12 protein-coding genes, 1 tRNA gene and 2 pseudogenes are annotated in these 14,810 nt (G+C 58.4%); 6 read left to right on the top strand and 9 right to left on the bottom strand.

The features are described 5' to 3' along the window. Positions 1 to 10 precede the first annotated feature (10 nt). Complete coding sequence (locus ACN2TU_RS08170; RefSeq protein ID WP_435154546.1) at positions 11 to 499, top strand: DUF2092 domain-containing protein; 489 nt, start codon at positions 11 to 13, stop codon at positions 497 to 499. A 104-nt stretch (positions 500 to 603) separates the two neighbouring features. Further along, positions 604 to 1,410 carry a M14 family metallopeptidase gene (locus tag ACN2TU_RS08165; protein WP_435154544.1) on the top strand — a complete coding sequence of 269 codons (807 nt, stop codon included), beginning with the start codon at positions 604 to 606 and terminating at the stop codon, positions 1,408 to 1,410. Here ACN2TU_RS08165 and ACN2TU_RS08160 read toward each other — a convergent pair whose 3' ends face one another. Together ACN2TU_RS08160 and ACN2TU_RS08155 are read right to left on the bottom strand one after the other, a co-directional pair. Beyond that, positions 1,411 to 1,860 (bottom strand): UPF0179 family protein, encoded by a 450-nt coding sequence (locus ACN2TU_RS08160; RefSeq protein WP_435154542.1) that lies wholly within the window; start codon positions 1,858 to 1,860, stop codon positions 1,411 to 1,413. It abuts the gene before it with no gap. Between the two features lie 25 nt (positions 1,861 to 1,885). Continuing rightward, complete coding sequence (locus tag ACN2TU_RS08155) at positions 1,886 to 2,272, bottom strand: DUF5820 family protein (protein ID WP_435154540.1); 387 nt, start codon at positions 2,270 to 2,272, stop codon at positions 1,886 to 1,888. Between the two features lie 530 nt (positions 2,273 to 2,802). On the opposite strand from ACN2TU_RS08155, the gene ACN2TU_RS08150 reads away from it, so the two are divergent. From ACN2TU_RS08150 to ACN2TU_RS08135, 4 genes are read left to right on the top strand one after another with little or no spacing between them, the layout of a single operon-like run. Continuing rightward, complete coding sequence (locus ACN2TU_RS08150; protein WP_435154538.1) at positions 2,803 to 4,875, top strand: PrkA family serine protein kinase; 2,073 nt, start codon at positions 2,803 to 2,805, stop codon at positions 4,873 to 4,875. Positions 4,876 to 4,878: 3 nt separating this feature from the next. Continuing rightward, a complete protein-coding gene (locus ACN2TU_RS08145) occupies positions 4,879 to 7,164 on the top strand; it encodes a PrkA family serine protein kinase (protein WP_435154536.1) in 2,286 nt (761 codons plus the stop codon). Further along, a complete protein-coding gene (locus ACN2TU_RS08140) occupies positions 7,155 to 8,462 on the top strand; it encodes a YeaH/YhbH family protein (RefSeq protein WP_435154535.1) in 1,308 nt (435 codons plus the stop codon). The genes ACN2TU_RS08145 and ACN2TU_RS08140 overlap by 10 nt, the downstream gene beginning before the upstream one ends. Then, on the top strand, positions 8,459 to 10,444 hold the full coding sequence (locus tag ACN2TU_RS08135) for a SpoVR family protein (protein ID WP_435154533.1): 1,986 nt from the start codon (positions 8,459 to 8,461) through the stop codon (positions 10,442 to 10,444). Before ACN2TU_RS08140 ends, ACN2TU_RS08135 begins: the two co-directional genes overlap by 4 nt. 4 nt (positions 10,445 to 10,448) lie before the next feature. Here the strand turns inward: ACN2TU_RS08135 and ACN2TU_RS08130 are convergent, their stop codons facing one another. The 7 genes and pseudogenes from ACN2TU_RS08130 to ACN2TU_RS08100 form a co-directional block, all read right to left on the bottom strand. Further along, a complete protein-coding gene (locus ACN2TU_RS08130; protein ID WP_435156155.1) occupies positions 10,449 to 10,679 on the bottom strand; it encodes a HalOD1 output domain-containing protein in 231 nt (76 codons plus the stop codon). 216 nt (positions 10,680 to 10,895) lie between these two features. After that, positions 10,896 to 11,138 (bottom strand): annotated as a pseudogene (locus ACN2TU_RS08125) (DUF7344 domain-containing protein); the annotation flags it as partial. A gap of 28 nt (positions 11,139 to 11,166) precedes the next feature. Then, a pseudogene (locus ACN2TU_RS08120) lies at positions 11,167 to 11,655 on the bottom strand (DUF7504 family protein); the annotation flags it as partial. 219 nt (positions 11,656 to 11,874) lie between these two features. Then, the gene (locus ACN2TU_RS08115) at positions 11,875 to 12,048 is read right to left on the bottom strand and encodes a hypothetical protein (RefSeq protein ID WP_435154532.1); all 174 of its coding nucleotides are present in this window, start codon (positions 12,046 to 12,048) and stop codon (positions 11,875 to 11,877) included. 89 nt (positions 12,049 to 12,137) lie between these two features. Then, complete coding sequence (locus tag ACN2TU_RS08110) at positions 12,138 to 12,458, bottom strand: hypothetical protein (RefSeq protein ID WP_435154530.1); 321 nt, start codon at positions 12,456 to 12,458, stop codon at positions 12,138 to 12,140. Between the two features lie 112 nt (positions 12,459 to 12,570). Next, positions 12,571 to 12,645, bottom strand: a tRNA-Glu gene (locus ACN2TU_RS08105). Positions 12,646 to 12,765: 120 nt separating this feature from the next. Then, positions 12,766 to 14,730, bottom strand: a complete 1,965-nt coding sequence (locus tag ACN2TU_RS08100; protein WP_435154528.1) for a 3-hydroxyacyl-CoA dehydrogenase/enoyl-CoA hydratase family protein — start codon at positions 14,728 to 14,730, stop codon at positions 12,766 to 12,768. Positions 14,731 to 14,810 lie beyond the last annotated feature (80 nt).

The raw sequence follows: 14,810 nt of genomic DNA, 5'->3' as shown, positions 1-14,810 counted from the left end.
GGTCTACAAGATGAACTCGTCCGACCAGACCGAAGAGAGTTCCCAGATGAGCTTACTCCAGACCCTCGGCACGGGACTCGAGGAGGCCAATGCGACCTACGAGGGCACAGCCACCGTAGACGGACACGAGACGCACGTTCTCGAACACCACGGCGAGACTGCGGACAACACGACGACGATGGTCTACCTTGATGCGGAGAACTACCTCCCACGGAAGATCGTCTCGGAATCCTCGTGGGACGGAGAGACCATGCGTTCGACCACCACCCTCTCGGACATCTCGATCAACTGCGTTTCGGAGGACAAGTTCACGCTTGACGCCCCTGAGGATACGGAAGTCATCGACATGACCGGAGACGACTCGGAGAACTCCGACGACTCCGCGGGTGATAGCGAATCCGACCAGTCTGATAACTGGGATGACTGCACCGACGACGCGAAAGAAGGTGACGACAACAGCGATTGGAGTGACGGCGACTCCGACAGCGACGGCGCATAGTCGCCCCGTTTCCACCAGTTGGTTCAGTCTGTCAAACGTGTCACCTTTTTTGGCGAGCGTGCGAGTGTAAAGCGCTTTCAGGCTTCGATACCTGCCTTCGATAAATGCGAGTCGAGCAGTTAGGTGATGGAACTCCGGAAGTCGCCGTCGTCGCCGGTATTCACGGCGACGAGCCGTGTGGTCCGCGCGCCGTCGAACGGTTGTTGGGAGAAGACCCGTACGTCGAGCGTCCAGTGAAGTGTATTATCGTGAACGAACCCGCGCTGGAGCGCGGCGTACGATATATCAACGAGGATCTGAATCGCGTGTTTCCGGGCGACCCGGACGGCGAGACGTACGAACGTCGGTTGGCCCACGAACTGCTGGGTGAACTCCGGGACTGTACCGTCCTCTCGCTCCATTCGACGCAGTCATACGCCCGCCCGTTCGCACTCGTTGATAGGGTAAACGCCGTTGCGCGCTCTATCTGTCCGTATCTTCCCGTTTCGGAACTGGTCGAAACCGACCGCTTCACAAAGGGAAAACTCATCTCGCACCCACACACGCTCGAAGTCGAGTGTGGGTTACAGGGGACGGACCAGGCGGCGGAGAACGCCTACGACCTGATTCGTGGCTTTCTCGCCGGGACGGGTGCGCTCTCGCTTCCGGAAGGCGAAAATCCAGTCGAGGCAGGCGAGCGCGACGAGGTTTCGGTGTATCGAATGGACCAACCGGTGTTGAAAAACGGCGGGGTGGAGTTCGAAGTGCTGGTCGAGAACTTCGCGCCAGTGGAGCAAGGCAACCCCTTCGCCACATCCGACGGGAAACAGTTGGTCGCGGAAGAGACGTTCATCCCGGTGTTGATGTCGGCTTACGGCTACGAGGATATCTTCGGATACACGGCGGAACACGTCGGAGTCCTGGGGAACTAACTACTCCTCTTTCTCGGCGAACTCGACCAGCGTCAGGTCACGGTCTAACATGCAGTAGTCGTGGGGTGGGTCTCCCACGATTTTTGAGATCTGATACTCCTCGTCGAAGTCGGCCCCGGCGGGTTCGCAGAACTCGTGGCTCGGACAATCGACGTGGGGACACGGCCCTTCGAGTTTCGACTTGCTTCCGGCATAAGCGTTCTTCGCGGGGACGTTCGCTCGGACTGTCGTGGGTTCGATTTCGACGGCGGTGACGCCATCGTCGTGTACACCGCACGGAAGCGTCTGTGCGCCCTTGCGGACGCTGGTGACTTCGTACTTGACCCCTTCGGAGAGATTGAGACACTGGCTTCTGTACGGACAACCCTCACAGGCGCTTGCCTCTCCCTGATACACGAACTCCTGACCGGGTTCGGCGAGTCGGGTTCCGATGAGCGTGATGGTGGACATAGTCGAGCGTAGGGTAGGGGGTCGGTTAAGCCTCTCGTCCCGTCAACTCGTCCAGTTTGTCGAGGTACTCCTCGCGCGGAATCTGATAGGAATCCCGATAGTCGAGTTCGCCGCGGTCGAATTTCTCGGCGAGTTCGACCGCGGCGGAGAGGGCCTCCTCGCGGGTCGAAAATCGAGGAGTTTTTGGGAGCGTCACGTCCGGTTCGAGGTAGAATTTGAGATACCATGAATCGGTCGCCCGACGCTCTTGCGCGGGTCGATTCGGCGTTCCCTGCGTGACGTAGAGTGTGGGAAGACACTCCGGCGGAAACTGCTTCGTGTCGAATACGTCCGGACGATACGCCAGAATACACCGACCGTTAGGTTCATCGTTCCAGACGACCCACGACTCCGGCAGGGTTTCGAGCGACATATCCGACGGTTGGTGATGGACGTGGGTAAGGCTTCTCAGTCCGAGATATTCACTAGCGTATTTAAAAGAGATAAAAATAGAGTTCTTGTCAAATGCAGAATTTTGGGTTTTCAGACGCCATAGGACGTAACTTCGGCCGGTTTTACTCATTAATCCAAATCAAAAGAATCTTGCCCGTGGGCAACAGTTATATATTCTCTCGTCCTATCTATTAAACAGTATCGGGTGGTAGTTGCCCACACGATGCATGGTCTCGAATCACACACCTCATCGATGAGATGCGATGGAAGATGCCGACTGGTTCCTGAGGTGGTGGATGGCACGCACATGAATTCCCGACAGAGGCAGGAGTCTCTATGGGCGCGCTCGTCGCCGCCCGGTTCGCCCCCTGTGAGAGCCATCCCGGTGTTCCGACCGACACTACTTTGTGAGTGTGTGCCGACTACGTATTTCCCGCCGGTATCGGGCCGCCCGGTCGGTTTCTCTCACTTCCCCGGTCCATCTCATAGCCCCAAACAATGCGTGATACAATGAAAGGTGACATGGAAACGCTGGACGACCTCAGTCGAAGTTACCAGGAATCGATGCCGGAAGACCTCCGTGAAACAAAATCGTTCGACTGGTACCTACAAGAGGTGTACGAGCATCCGAAAGTCGCTCGAAACGCCCACCAGCGCGTCGCCGACATGTTCGATTACTACGGCACGGAGTACGACGAAGACTCCGGTGTCGTCGAGTACCGACTCGCGTCCGAAGACCCCCTGCACGACGGGGAGAACACGTTTTACGGACGCGAGATTCACCGCGCGATGCACGAGTTCGTGAACAAGGTAAAAAGCGGTGCCCGCGGACTGGGTCCGGAAAAACGGATCAAACTATTATTGGGTCCGGTCGGGTCGGGTAAATCCGATTTCGACCGACAGGTTCGCAAGTACTTCGAGGATTACACGCTCCGCGACGAGGGGAGGATGTACACCTTCCGGTGGACGAACCTCTGTGACGTTATCGCCGACCAAGACCCGGCGGACGATGTGGTTCGCTCGCCGATGAACCAAGACCCGCTCGTCTTGCTTCCGTACGAACAGCGCCAGACGGTCATCGACGACATCAACGAGGTGTTGGACGCGCCGTACACCATCAAAAACGAACAGTCGCTAGACCCGGCGAGCGAGTTCTACATGGACGAACTGCTCGCGTACTACGACGACGACATCAAGCAGGTGCTAGAAAACCACATCGAAATCATCCGTCTCGTCGCCGACGAGAACAAGCGACAAGCGGTCGAGACGTTCGAGCCGAAAGACAAGAAAAATCAGGACGAAACCGAACTCACCGGCGACGTTAACTATTCGAAAATCGCCATTTACGGCGAGAGCGACCCGCGGGCGTTCGATTACTCCGGAGCGTTCTGTAACGCAAATCGGGGTATCTTCAGCGGCGAGGAACTCCTAAAACTCCAGCGGGAGTTCCTCTACGACTTCCTGCACGCGACGCAGGAACAAACCATCAAGCCGAAGAACAACCCGCGTATCGACATCGACCAAGTCATTGTCGGCCGGACGAACATGCCCGAATACCGGGACAAGAAGGGCGACGAGAAGATGGAGGCGTTCAACGACCGGACAAAACGCATCGACTTCCCGTATGTTCTCGAATACGTGTCCGAAGCCGACATCTACCGGAAGATGCTCCGGAACGCCGACGTTCCGGACGTGCACATCGAACCGCACACCCTCGAAATGGCGGGACTCTTCGGCGTGCTGACGCGCATCGAGGAACCCGACACCGAGATGGTTGACCTGCTCCAGAAGGCGAAAGCCTACAACGGCGAAACCGAGGACAGCGACGACATCGACGTGAAAAAGCTCCGTGAAGAGGCCGAAGAGAAAGCCGACATCGGCGAGGGCATGGAGGGCGTGTCGGCCCGGTTCATCGGCGACGAAATCGCCGAGGCCATCATGAACTCCACCCACCGCAGTCGTGGCTTCCTGAGTCCGTTGTCGGTGTTCAACCACTTCGAGGAGAACCTGGAGAACCACGGTTCGATTCCAGAGGAGAACTTCGAGACGTACTACCGCTACCTCGAATCGGTTCGCGGCGAGTACCGCGAACGTGCCATCGAGGACGTGCGCCATGCGCTCGCCTACGACATCGACGAAATCCAGCGACAGGGCGAGAAGTACATGGACCACGTCATGGCGTATATCGACAACGCCACCGTGGAGGACGAACTGACGGGCCGCGAGCAGGAACCCGACGAGAGTTTCCTCCGTGCGGTTGAGGAGAAGTTGGAAGTGCCTCGTGACCGCAAGGACGACTTCCGACAGGAAGTGTCGAACTGGGTGTCACGGCGGGCCCGCGAAGGGTCACCGTTCAACCCGCAGGACAACGAACGCCTGCGCCGAGCCTTGGAGCGAAAACTCTGGGAAGACAAGAAACACAACATCAACTTCTCGGCGTTGGTGTCGGCCAACGAGATGGACAACGACGAACAGAACGCATGGGTGGATGCGCTGATGGAACAGGGCTACTCGCGTGAGGGCGCGAAGGAGGTGCTCGAATTCGCCGGGGCGGAAGTCGCCCGTGCCGAAATGGAGGAGTAACCAGTGTCCGAAGGAAGCGACTACATCACCGACGCCGACCTCGAACTCCGGGAGACCTACGAGGAGCCGATGAGCCTCGCGGAGTACGTGGATTCGGCATTCGAAAACCCCACGATCGCCTCGCATGCGAGCAAGTACCTCTTGGAAGCCATCGAATCGATGGGCACCCGGACGGTCATCGAGGAGGGCGACGAGAAGGAGCGCTACCGGTTCTTCGACGACCCGCACAACGACGGCGAACACGCCATCCTCGGCAACACCGAGGTGCTGAACGCCTTCGTGGACGACCTGCGGTCGATTGCCGCCCGCCGCGGGAAGGAGGAGAAGATAATCTGGTTCGCCGGGCCGACCGCGACCGGTAAATCCGAACTCAAACGCTGTCTGGTCAACGGCCTGCGCGAATACTCGAAGACGCCGGAAGGCAGACGGTATACCATCGAGTGGAACATCGCCACTGCGACCGAGTCACCCGGGTTGAGCTACGGTGATGACGTGACCGCGACGAGCGAGGAGAACTGGTACGCAAGTCCCGTCCAATCGCACCCACTGCTCGTCTTTCCGCCAGCGGTACGCGAGGAACTGCTCGAACAGTTGAACGGCAGCCTCAACGACCACATCGACGTGCTCGTGGAGGGGAAACTCGACCCGTTCAGCCGGGAAGCGTACGATTATCTGGAGGAGCAGTATCGTCGCAACGGGGAAGAAGAGCTGTTCTCGGCGATTACCGACCCGGCACATCTCCGGGTGAAAAACTACGTCGTGGACATCGGCGACGGCATCGGCGTCCTTCACTCGGAGGACAGCGGTCGGCCGAAACAACGCCTCGTCGGCAGTTGGATGCAGGGCATGTTGCAGGAACTGGATTCCCGCGGGCGCAAGAACCCGCAGGCGTTCAGTTACGACGGTGTCCTTTCGCAGGGCAACGGCCTGCTGACCATCGTGGAGGATGCGGCCCAGCACGCCGACCTGCTCCAGAAACTGCTCAACGTGCCGGACGAGAAGTCGGTGAAGTTGGACAAAGGCATCCAGATGGACATCGACACGCAGTTGGTCATCATCTCGAATCCGGATCTCGAAGCCCAGTTGAACCAGCACGCCGACGCAGGTGGGGCCGACCCCCTCCGCGCACTCAAACGCCGACTCGACCGGCGGGAGTTCGGCTACCTGACGAACCTCAGTTTGGAAGCTGAACTCATCCGGCGCGAGCTCACGAACGAAACGCCTGTGTGGCAGGCCGACACCTACGACGAACTCGAAGCGTGGATTCGAGAACCGATTTCGATTCACGTTCGTGACGGTGACACCGTCGCGGAGCGCGAACTCTCACCGCACGCCATCGAGGCTGCGGCGCTCTACAGCGTCGTATCGCGCCTCGACGGGAGCGACCTGCCTGCCGGACTTGACCTCGTGGATAAGGCCGTGCTGTACGACCGGGGCTACCTACTGGACGGCGACGAGCGAATCGACAAGGACGACTTCGACTTCGATGACGACGCGGCCGACGGATCCGGCGGCATTCCCGTCACGTACACGCGGGACGTTATCGCCGGACTGCTCAACGAAGTCCGCGACCGCCACCACACCGAGTATCCCGTCGAACAGGTCATCATGCCGCGGGACATCCTGAACGCGATGGCCGAGGGAATCGGTGATGCGCCGGTGTTCTCGACGGCCGAGCGCACCGAGTACGAAAACCGCCTCGTCCCCGTGAAAAACTACATCTTCCAGCAACAGGAGAGCGACGTATTGGACGCCATCATGCGCGACCGTCGGGTGGACGAGGAGACGGTCGCCGAGTACATCGAAAACGTCTACGCGTGGGCGACCGGCGAGGAAGTGGTGAACGCTCGCGGTGAGACCGTCGAACCGGACGCGCTCAAGATGAAGGTGTTCGAAACCGAACACCTCGGCCGATTCGGGACGGATGCGTACGAAGTGAATCACGAACCCGGCCCTGCGGTGGCGGAGTTCCGCCGGAACAAGGTCATCACTGCGCTGAATCGTCACGCGTGGGAGAGTCGAAACGACGAGTTCGAAGTGAGCGATATCGACCCGAAAGAGGTGCCGATCATCAAAACCGTGCTCGCGAACAACGACTGGGACGACGTGCGACGGGTGTACGAGGATTTCAACCCAAGCCAATGGGAGAATCCACCGACGAACACCGAGACGGCCGAAGTGAAGGCGGAGACGATTCGGAATCTCCAGGAACTGTTCGGCTACTCGGCGGCGTCGGCTGAACTGACCAGCCAACACGTCATGAATCAGGTGAGTTACAAATGGGACTGAGAGACGACCTCGAACGGTACCGTGAAGTCGGCGAGGAACGCCGGGAAGACCTCGCGGAGTTCATCCAGTACGGTGACCTCGGACAGAGTCTCCCCGACGAGATTCACATTCCCATCAAAATCGTCGATCTGCCGGAGTTCCGCTACGACCGTCGTGACAGAGGCGGCGTCGGACAGGGGAACCCCGACGTGGGTGACCCGGTCGGCCAACCACAGCCACAACCCGGTGACGATGGCGAGGAGGGCGACCCCGGCGACGAGTCGGATGAGCACGACTACTACGAGATGGATCCCGAGGAGTTCGCCCAGGAGTTGGACGACGAACTCGGCCTCGAACTCGAACCGAAGGGAAAGGAAGTCATCGAGGAAACCGAGGGCGATTTCACCGACGTGACCAAAACCGGCCCCGACAGCACGCTCGACTTCGAACGTATGTTCAAGGAGGGTCTGAAGCGCAAACTGGCGATGGATTTCGACCCCAACTACGTCCGCGAGGCGATGGGCGTCGAAGGCTGGGGGCCTGACGAAGTGTTCCGGTGGGCGCGCAAAAACAACCTCACCGTCTCGAAACGCTGGGTCGAAGAGAACTACGATGCACTCTCCGTGGACGAGCGAAACAAATGGGAGAGCATCGAAGAGATGGAAAATCGGGTGACGCCGATGAGTACGGCCCAGAAGATTCGGGAAGAGGGCATCCGTCACGTCCCGTTCCGACGGGAGGACGAACGCTACCGCTACCCCGAAATTATCGAAGAGCGGGAAAAGAACGTCGTCGTCGTCAACATCCGCGACGTGTCCGGGTCGATGCGGGAGAAAAAGCGCGAACTGGTCGAGCGCACGTTCACACCGCTGGACTGGTATCTCACGGGTAAGTACGACAACGCCGAATTCGTCTACATCGCCCACGACGCGGAGGCGTGGCGGGTCGAACGAAGCGAGTTCTTCGGTATTCGGTCGGGCGGCGGGACGAAAATCTCGTCGGCCTACGAACTCGCCGCGGCAATTCTCGAAGAGGAGTTCCCGTGGGGGGACTGGAACCGGTACGTGTTCGCCGCGGGTGACAGCGAGAACAGTCGGAACGACACCGAGGAGAACGTCGTCCCGATGATGGAAAAGATTCCGGCGAACCTCCACGCCTACGTGGAGACGCAACCGGAAGGCAAGGCCATCAATGCGACGCACGCAGAAGAGGTCGAACGCCACTTCGCTGAGGCGGACAACGTCGCGGTCAGTTACGTCAACGGGCCGGAGGACGTGACCAAGGCGATTTACGAAATCCTGAGCACGGAGGCAGAATGAACGAACGAATCGAAACCAAACGCGAGGCCGAACGAGTGCGAGAGCCGGTTGTGGAAGCGCGCAAGCTCGCGAAGAAACTCGGCCTCGACCCGTACCCGGTGAAGTACTGGATCATCGATTACGACGAGATGAACGAACTCATCGCCTACGACGGGTTCCAAGAGCGATACCCACACTGGCGATGGGGGATGAAGTACGACCGCCAGCAGAAACAGGGCCAGTACGCGGGCGGCAAGGCGTTCGAAATCGTCATCAACGACGACCCGGCACACGCCTTCTTGCAGGAGTCGAACAGCATCGCCGACCAGAAGGCGGTCATCACTCACGTCGAAGCCCACTCGGATTTCTTCGCTAACAACCGTTGGTATCGGATGTTCGCCGACGAACTCGATGCGGCGGCGCTCCTCGAACGTCACGCGAACCGCGTTCGCTCCATCATGGCCGACCCGGAAATCGACCGGGAAGCGGTCGAAAAGTGGATCGACAACGTGCTCTGTTTGCAGGACAACATCGACCAGCACCAGGCGTTCAAAAATCAACATCGGGTTCGAGAGGAGGACGAACACGAGACGGACGAAATCGGCGACCAACTCGCCGAGATGAATCTCAGCGACGAGGTGCGCGATGAGGTGTTCGACGAGGAATGGTTGGAAGCACAGCGCGAGAAACGCGCCGGAAAGCTCGAAGAGCCCGAAAAGGACTTGCTCGCGTTCCTCCGTGACCACGGGCGGGCCTACGACCCGGAGGAAGGCAAAGCCGTCGAGATGGAGGACTGGCAGAAAGAAATCTTGGAGATGCTTCGAACCGAGTCGTACTACTTCGCGGCCCAGAAGACGACGAAGGTAATGAACGAAGGCTGGGCCGCCTACTGGGAATCTCTGATGATGGGCGATGAGTCCTTCGCGGGGACGGACGAATTCATCGAATACGCGGATCACCAAGCGCGCGTCCTCGGGTCGCCCGGTCTCAACCCGTACAAACTCGGCAAGCAGTTGTGGGAGTATATCGAGAACACCGAAAATCGGCGTGAAGTCGTCCGAAAGCTCCTGCGTGTGAAAGGCATCACGTGGCGGAACTTCCACGATGTGGTCGATTTCGACGAAGTGAACGAACGTATCAAACCCCACCCGGCACTCGAAGCGATAAACTCCGAGACGCTTGCCGACCTCGAATCGCTTGACGACGACAAAATTGACCCCGAAGGGTTGGAGCGAGCAAAGGCGGGCGAAATCGACGTTGACCGTCATCCGTGGAAGGTGCTCTCCTACGACGGATTGGCCGAGCGTCATTTCTCGCTCAACAAACTCCAGAACCGCGGGTTCTTGGAATCCATTGGACAGGCAACCTTAGAGCAGTACGCCCGCTATTTGTTGGATGACGAACGGTACGAGAGCGTTGCGGAGGCCATGGCGGACGTTGATTTCGCCGTGGGCTGGAACCGGATGTACGAAGTCAGGGCGAGCCACAACGACGTGACGTTCTTGGACGGGTTCTTGACGAAGGAGTTCGTCACCGACAACAACTACTTCACCTACGAGTTCAGCCAGACGACCGGCGATTACCGCGTGACGAGCACGCAGTACGAGGACGTGAAAAAGAAGTTGATGCTTCAGTTCACCAACTTCGGCAAGCCGACCATCGCGGTCTACGACGGCAACTACGAAAATCGCAACGAACTCCTATTGGGCCACCACTACAACGGCGTCATGCTCGACATCGGGCAGGCGACCCGAACGTTGGAGCGTATCTACGACCTGTGGGGTCGTCCGGTAAACCTAAAAACCATCGTCAAAGAAGTCGATGAGCGAGACGCCGAAATCGCTCGGCGTCGTGACCGCGAACCGGAACCCGAAGAGAAAGGAAAGCTCCTGCGCTACGACGGGGAGGAGTTCGAAATCCACGACCTTCCGTGGAGCGAAGTTGAGGATATCAGGGCAACGGAGGTCGATTACAACACAAAACCGGCCGAGTGGCTCGCCTGAAGGTTCACCTCGATTCGTACAGTCGAATCTCACCACCGTCGACGACCACTTCGTACTCTTCATAGTTGAACGTCGCATAAACGGACGTTTCTTCGCGTTCGGTCAACCGTTGAAGCGCATCGATATCCACGACATCGTAGAGGGCGGGTCGAAGCTTCGTCGGATGCGTATCCAACACGGTACCGAGTGCCCGAGCGAGCATCACCACGACCGAATCCCGTGCAGTGCCGTACACCGTCCAGTAGGCTTCGTTCGATTCGTCTTTTGGGCGGTTCGTCGTTGGGAGACCCTTCGCGTCCGAGATGGTCGGTTCCGCTCGGGAAACCGAATCATCCTTGTCGGCGGTCCGGTCGTATCGCTCCAGGTTGGTGGTGTCGTCGGCCGAAATGACCGTTTCACCGTCGAATTCGATGACACCCGATTCGACCAGTTTCGGGAGATGGACGTGCTGGAGCGTGATGTGAACTCGTTCCCGTGTTTCGTTGCTGGGCGTTCCCTTGGACTCCCATTCGGCGATTCGATTTGCGATAGCCGATACGTCTGCGTGATTTGCTACTTCGGCGAGGTACCGGCAGACGTACCGCCGCCGTGGGGGAGTCGAAGAGAATCGAGAGAACGTCTGGTAAAATCGCTTCCTCTTCAGTTTTCGGCGGGCCGCCGCCGACCGTATCGAACAGCGGACGGAAAATAGCAATCGTCTCCTCGTCGTGTACTTCGGGGTTCATGTGGAAATGCGCAGTCACGTCGAGTCGCCGAAGGGAGTCGGTTAGCGAGTGGAAAAACCGAAAGGCCGTCGTTCGGTCGACGTAGCGGAGCATCGCGGTAATCGAGTCGAAACAGAGCACCGCCTGATGGTCGTTTACCGACCACTGGTCGAGAAAGAGGTAGACCGCGGTTTGGAGTCGTCCGAGACACTCCGGGTTGGCTATCGAGACGATCTTTTCGGAATGGGGGTTCTCAGTTGGCAGCGATGAACTATGCTTCCCGACGGCGATGATTCCGAACTCTGCCGGTTCGGTTCCGACTCGTGAGTTCCACTGTCTGAGCAGTTCTTCCGGTGACTGCTCGTAGGACCGGAACAACACGTTGCTCGCTTTCGGGCCGAAGGCTGATAGTCGCGGAGCACACTCGGTGTCGTTCGCATCATCGATGGCGGAGCTAAAGAGGAGGACGTTCCCGGGGGACGGGGTTGAATCAGCGGCGGACTTCATGACATCGTTCGCTAAGCTTTCTTTCGTTCTCCCTCGTAAAGGAGCTATCGTCAGACAATATCAAATGGAAGCATTCCAGAACAATAAAGATATCCACTAGACGAACTGAACTGTCGAAATCGATCCATCGTCTTTCGGCCGTCTTTGTCCATTTTTCGATGCTTTCAGTAGTTGACGATTGCTAGCAACTGAATGACATTTTGGTGCAATTCCGGTGAGTTATTTTGTTGGTTCGATGACGATGTCGCCATCGCGTTCGACGAACACGACTCTGTCCCCCTCTTCGAGTTCGGTACCCTGCTCTTCGAACACTTCGCGGACGTCTTTGATGAGGCTGATTCGCCAGCGTTGTGCGATTTTCGTCGTTCCCAAAATCTCTTCGTCGTCGGTCATTGAATTTGAGTTTAAAATAGACGGGGTTATGGATTTGTAGCTATTTTACCGATAGTGACGATAATGCGCGGGAACTGCGTTTTCATCGTTCAGATATCGCCCGCGTCCGTGGTGATTACGTGACTGCAGGACACGCCGAACGCCGTAACGGTATCGGTCGGATTTTCGATCGAAACGACCGGTGGGAGTGGAAGTGACCCGTCACTGACCTCCCCGACGGCGTCCTGACTGGTCGCGTTGAACTGGGAGTCGAGTTTGAAATGGCTCAGATTCGCCTCCGCGTACTGTCCTCGCCTGTCGGTTTCCTCTGCCGAGACCGTGCCTGAAAGAACCACTCCCACGACTGCGAGCACGAGGAGGAGTGTGGCAATTCGGTTCATCACTGCCGGAGAGGCAACGACGACGTTCATTAACTGGGACTACCGTTTGTGCCGTTCAGGAACGGAGTAACCGTCGTAACCGAAACGAAACGAAGAATAATCAGGCGAAACCAATCGCTCCCCGAATTGTTCGTCGTAAAAGTGCTCGGTAGGGGATTTGAACCCCTGTCCTCGGCTCGAAAGGCCAAGATGATTGGCCGGACTACACCAACCGAGCGTGTTGCGCTTCCCGCGCACTCATTGCTTTCTGCCGTACTAGTTTAAGCCTTGCGTTATCCACCGACAGCGGGCGGATTTCTCACGGTACTCGGTGTCATCCCTGATGGGTGGAAGGAACTTACTTCCCTTCGAATTCAGGGTCGCGTTTGCCCATGAAGGCCGTAATTCCCTCCATCAAGTCGTCCGTGTTCATCAGAAGACCGAACGACTGCGCTTCGATGTCGAGCCCTGCTTCCGTGTCCTCCCACCCTTTGAGCATGGCACGTTTCGTGTACTCCTGTGCGATTGGCGGGCCACCGGCGAGACTGCTGGCGAGTTCGAAGGCCTCGTCCTCGAACTCGTCGTTCGGGACGACGTCGTTTACGAAACCGTAATCCGCCATCGTCTCGGGGTCGTAGCGGTCTGCGGTGAAGATGATTTCCTTCGCGCGCCCCTCGCCGACGATGTGCTGGAGGCGCTGCGTGCCACCCCAGCCGGGCAGGAGTCCGAGGTTGTGTTCCGGTTGACCGAGTTCCGACCGCTCGCTCGCGATTCGGAGGTCGGCGCAGGTGGCCAGTTCCATTCCGCCGCCGAGACAGTAGCCGTCGATTCCGGCGACGACCGGCATCGGGCAGGATTCGAGTTTGCCGAACGTCTCTTGTCCTTTGCGCGAGAGTTCGATGGCCTGTATCGCATCGCCGCCGCCCGCGGCCATACTCTGTACGTCTGCCCCGGCGGAGAACGCCTTGTCACCCTCGCCGGTGATGAGGATGGCACGGACGTCGTCGTCCTCGACGACTTGGTCGATTGCGAGCGAGAGTTCGTCCAGCAGTTGCGCGCTGATGGTGTTCATCCGGTGCGGGCGGTCGATGACGATGTTACCCACCATGTCGCCCGGTTTCTCGATGCGAACGGTTTCGAACTCGACGTCGCCCTCGCCGCTCCCCTCGTAGAATCCAACGTCTGTGCGTTCTTCGAGGTAGTCCGCTGGTTTGTAACGTTCCGCACCCGTCTCGTCGTGGAGGTCTTCTAAGGTTTCGAGCAGGGTGTCCAGTCCGGCGTCGTCCGCCATCCGTGCGGGACCTTCGGGGAAGCCAGCACCGAGCATGACCGCCTCGTCGATTTCGTCCGCGGGGGCGACTTCGTTGCCGACGAGTTTCGCCACCTCGTTGGCCATCACGGCCTGGAGACGATGGACGGCCGCCTCGCTTCCGGCGTCGGTCGGAACGTTCACGCCGCCGTCTTCGTAGTCGTAGAATCCTTTGCCGGTCTTCTTGCCGAGGTTCCCTTCTTCGACTTTTTCGGCGAGCAGTGGGCACGGCTCGTACGCGTCGCCGAGCACTTCGTGCATGTATTCGAGGACGTGATAGCCTACGTCGATTCCGACTTGATCCGCGAGTTCGAAGCTCCCCATCGGCAGGCCGATGTCGAACTTCGTGGCGCTGTCGACTTCCTCGACGGTCGCATCGCCGGATTCGACCATCCACGCCGCTTCGTTCATCAGCGGAACGAGCACGCGGTTGACGATGAAACCGGGACTGTCCTTGCGGACTCGGACCGGCGTTTTGCCCATCTCCTCGGCCAACTCCTCGGTCAGGTCAAGGACGTTTTCGTTCGTGTACGCGCCCGTGATGACTTCTACCAACTGCATCCGGACTGGTGGGTTGAAAAAGTGCATGCCACAGAACTGCTCGGGACGGTTCGTCACCTCGGAGAGTTCGGTAATCGAGAGACTGGACGTATTCGTGGCGAAGATAGCGCGGTCGGGTGCGTACTCTTCCAGCTCCGAGTACACGTCCTTTTTGATGTCCATCTTCTCCGGAACCGCCTCGATGACGAAGTCGGCGTCCGAGACGGCCTCCTCGAAGTCCACGATCGGCGTCACGCGGTCGAGCGCGGCGTCGGCTTCGGCCTCGGTGAGTTGGTCTTTCTCGGCGAGTTTGCCGAGGCTCCACTCGATTTGGTCGTAGCCGTTCTGGACGAACTCCTCTTTGATGTCGCGCAGGTGGACATCGTACCCTGCGAGTGCGGCGACTTCTGCGATTCCGTGACCCATGTTCCCGGCACCGAGAACCGTGATGGTGTTGATATCTTTGAGCTCCATACAAACACCCTCAACATGAGGGTGTTTCAACGTTTCTCTCTCTGAACTAATAAACTTATCATGAGTTTATATCCGGTTAC

This window comes from Haladaptatus marinus, assembly GCF_051194195.1.
This window is presented reverse-complemented; position numbering and strand designations above follow the sequence as displayed.

Excerpts from the sequence above, each read along its gene's own strand:
- ACN2TU_RS08170 (WP_435154546.1), top strand. The coding sequence starts at position 11 with ATGAACTCGTCCGACCAGACCGAAGAGAGTTCCCAGATGAGCTTACTC.
- ACN2TU_RS08165 (WP_435154544.1), top strand. The coding sequence starts at position 604 with ATGCGAGTCGAGCAGTTAGGTGATGGAACTCCGGAAGTCGCCGTCGTC.
- ACN2TU_RS08160 (WP_435154542.1), bottom strand. The coding sequence starts at position 1,860 with ATGTCCACCATCACGCTCATCGGAACCCGACTCGCCGAACCCGGTCAG.
- ACN2TU_RS08155 (WP_435154540.1), bottom strand. The coding sequence starts at position 2,272 with ATGTCGCTCGAAACCCTGCCGGAGTCGTGGGTCGTCTGGAACGATGAA.
- ACN2TU_RS08150 (WP_435154538.1), top strand. The coding sequence starts at position 2,803 with ATGAAAGGTGACATGGAAACGCTGGACGACCTCAGTCGAAGTTACCAG.
- ACN2TU_RS08140 (WP_435154535.1), top strand. The coding sequence starts at position 7,155 with ATGGGACTGAGAGACGACCTCGAACGGTACCGTGAAGTCGGCGAGGAA.
- ACN2TU_RS08135 (WP_435154533.1), top strand. The coding sequence starts at position 8,459 with ATGAACGAACGAATCGAAACCAAACGCGAGGCCGAACGAGTGCGAGAG.
- ACN2TU_RS08115 (WP_435154532.1), bottom strand. The coding sequence starts at position 12,048 with ATGACCGACGACGAAGAGATTTTGGGAACGACGAAAATCGCACAACGC.
- ACN2TU_RS08110 (WP_435154530.1), bottom strand. The coding sequence starts at position 12,458 with ATGAACGTCGTCGTTGCCTCTCCGGCAGTGATGAACCGAATTGCCACA.
- ACN2TU_RS08100 (WP_435154528.1), bottom strand. The coding sequence starts at position 14,730 with ATGGAGCTCAAAGATATCAACACCATCACGGTTCTCGGTGCCGGGAAC.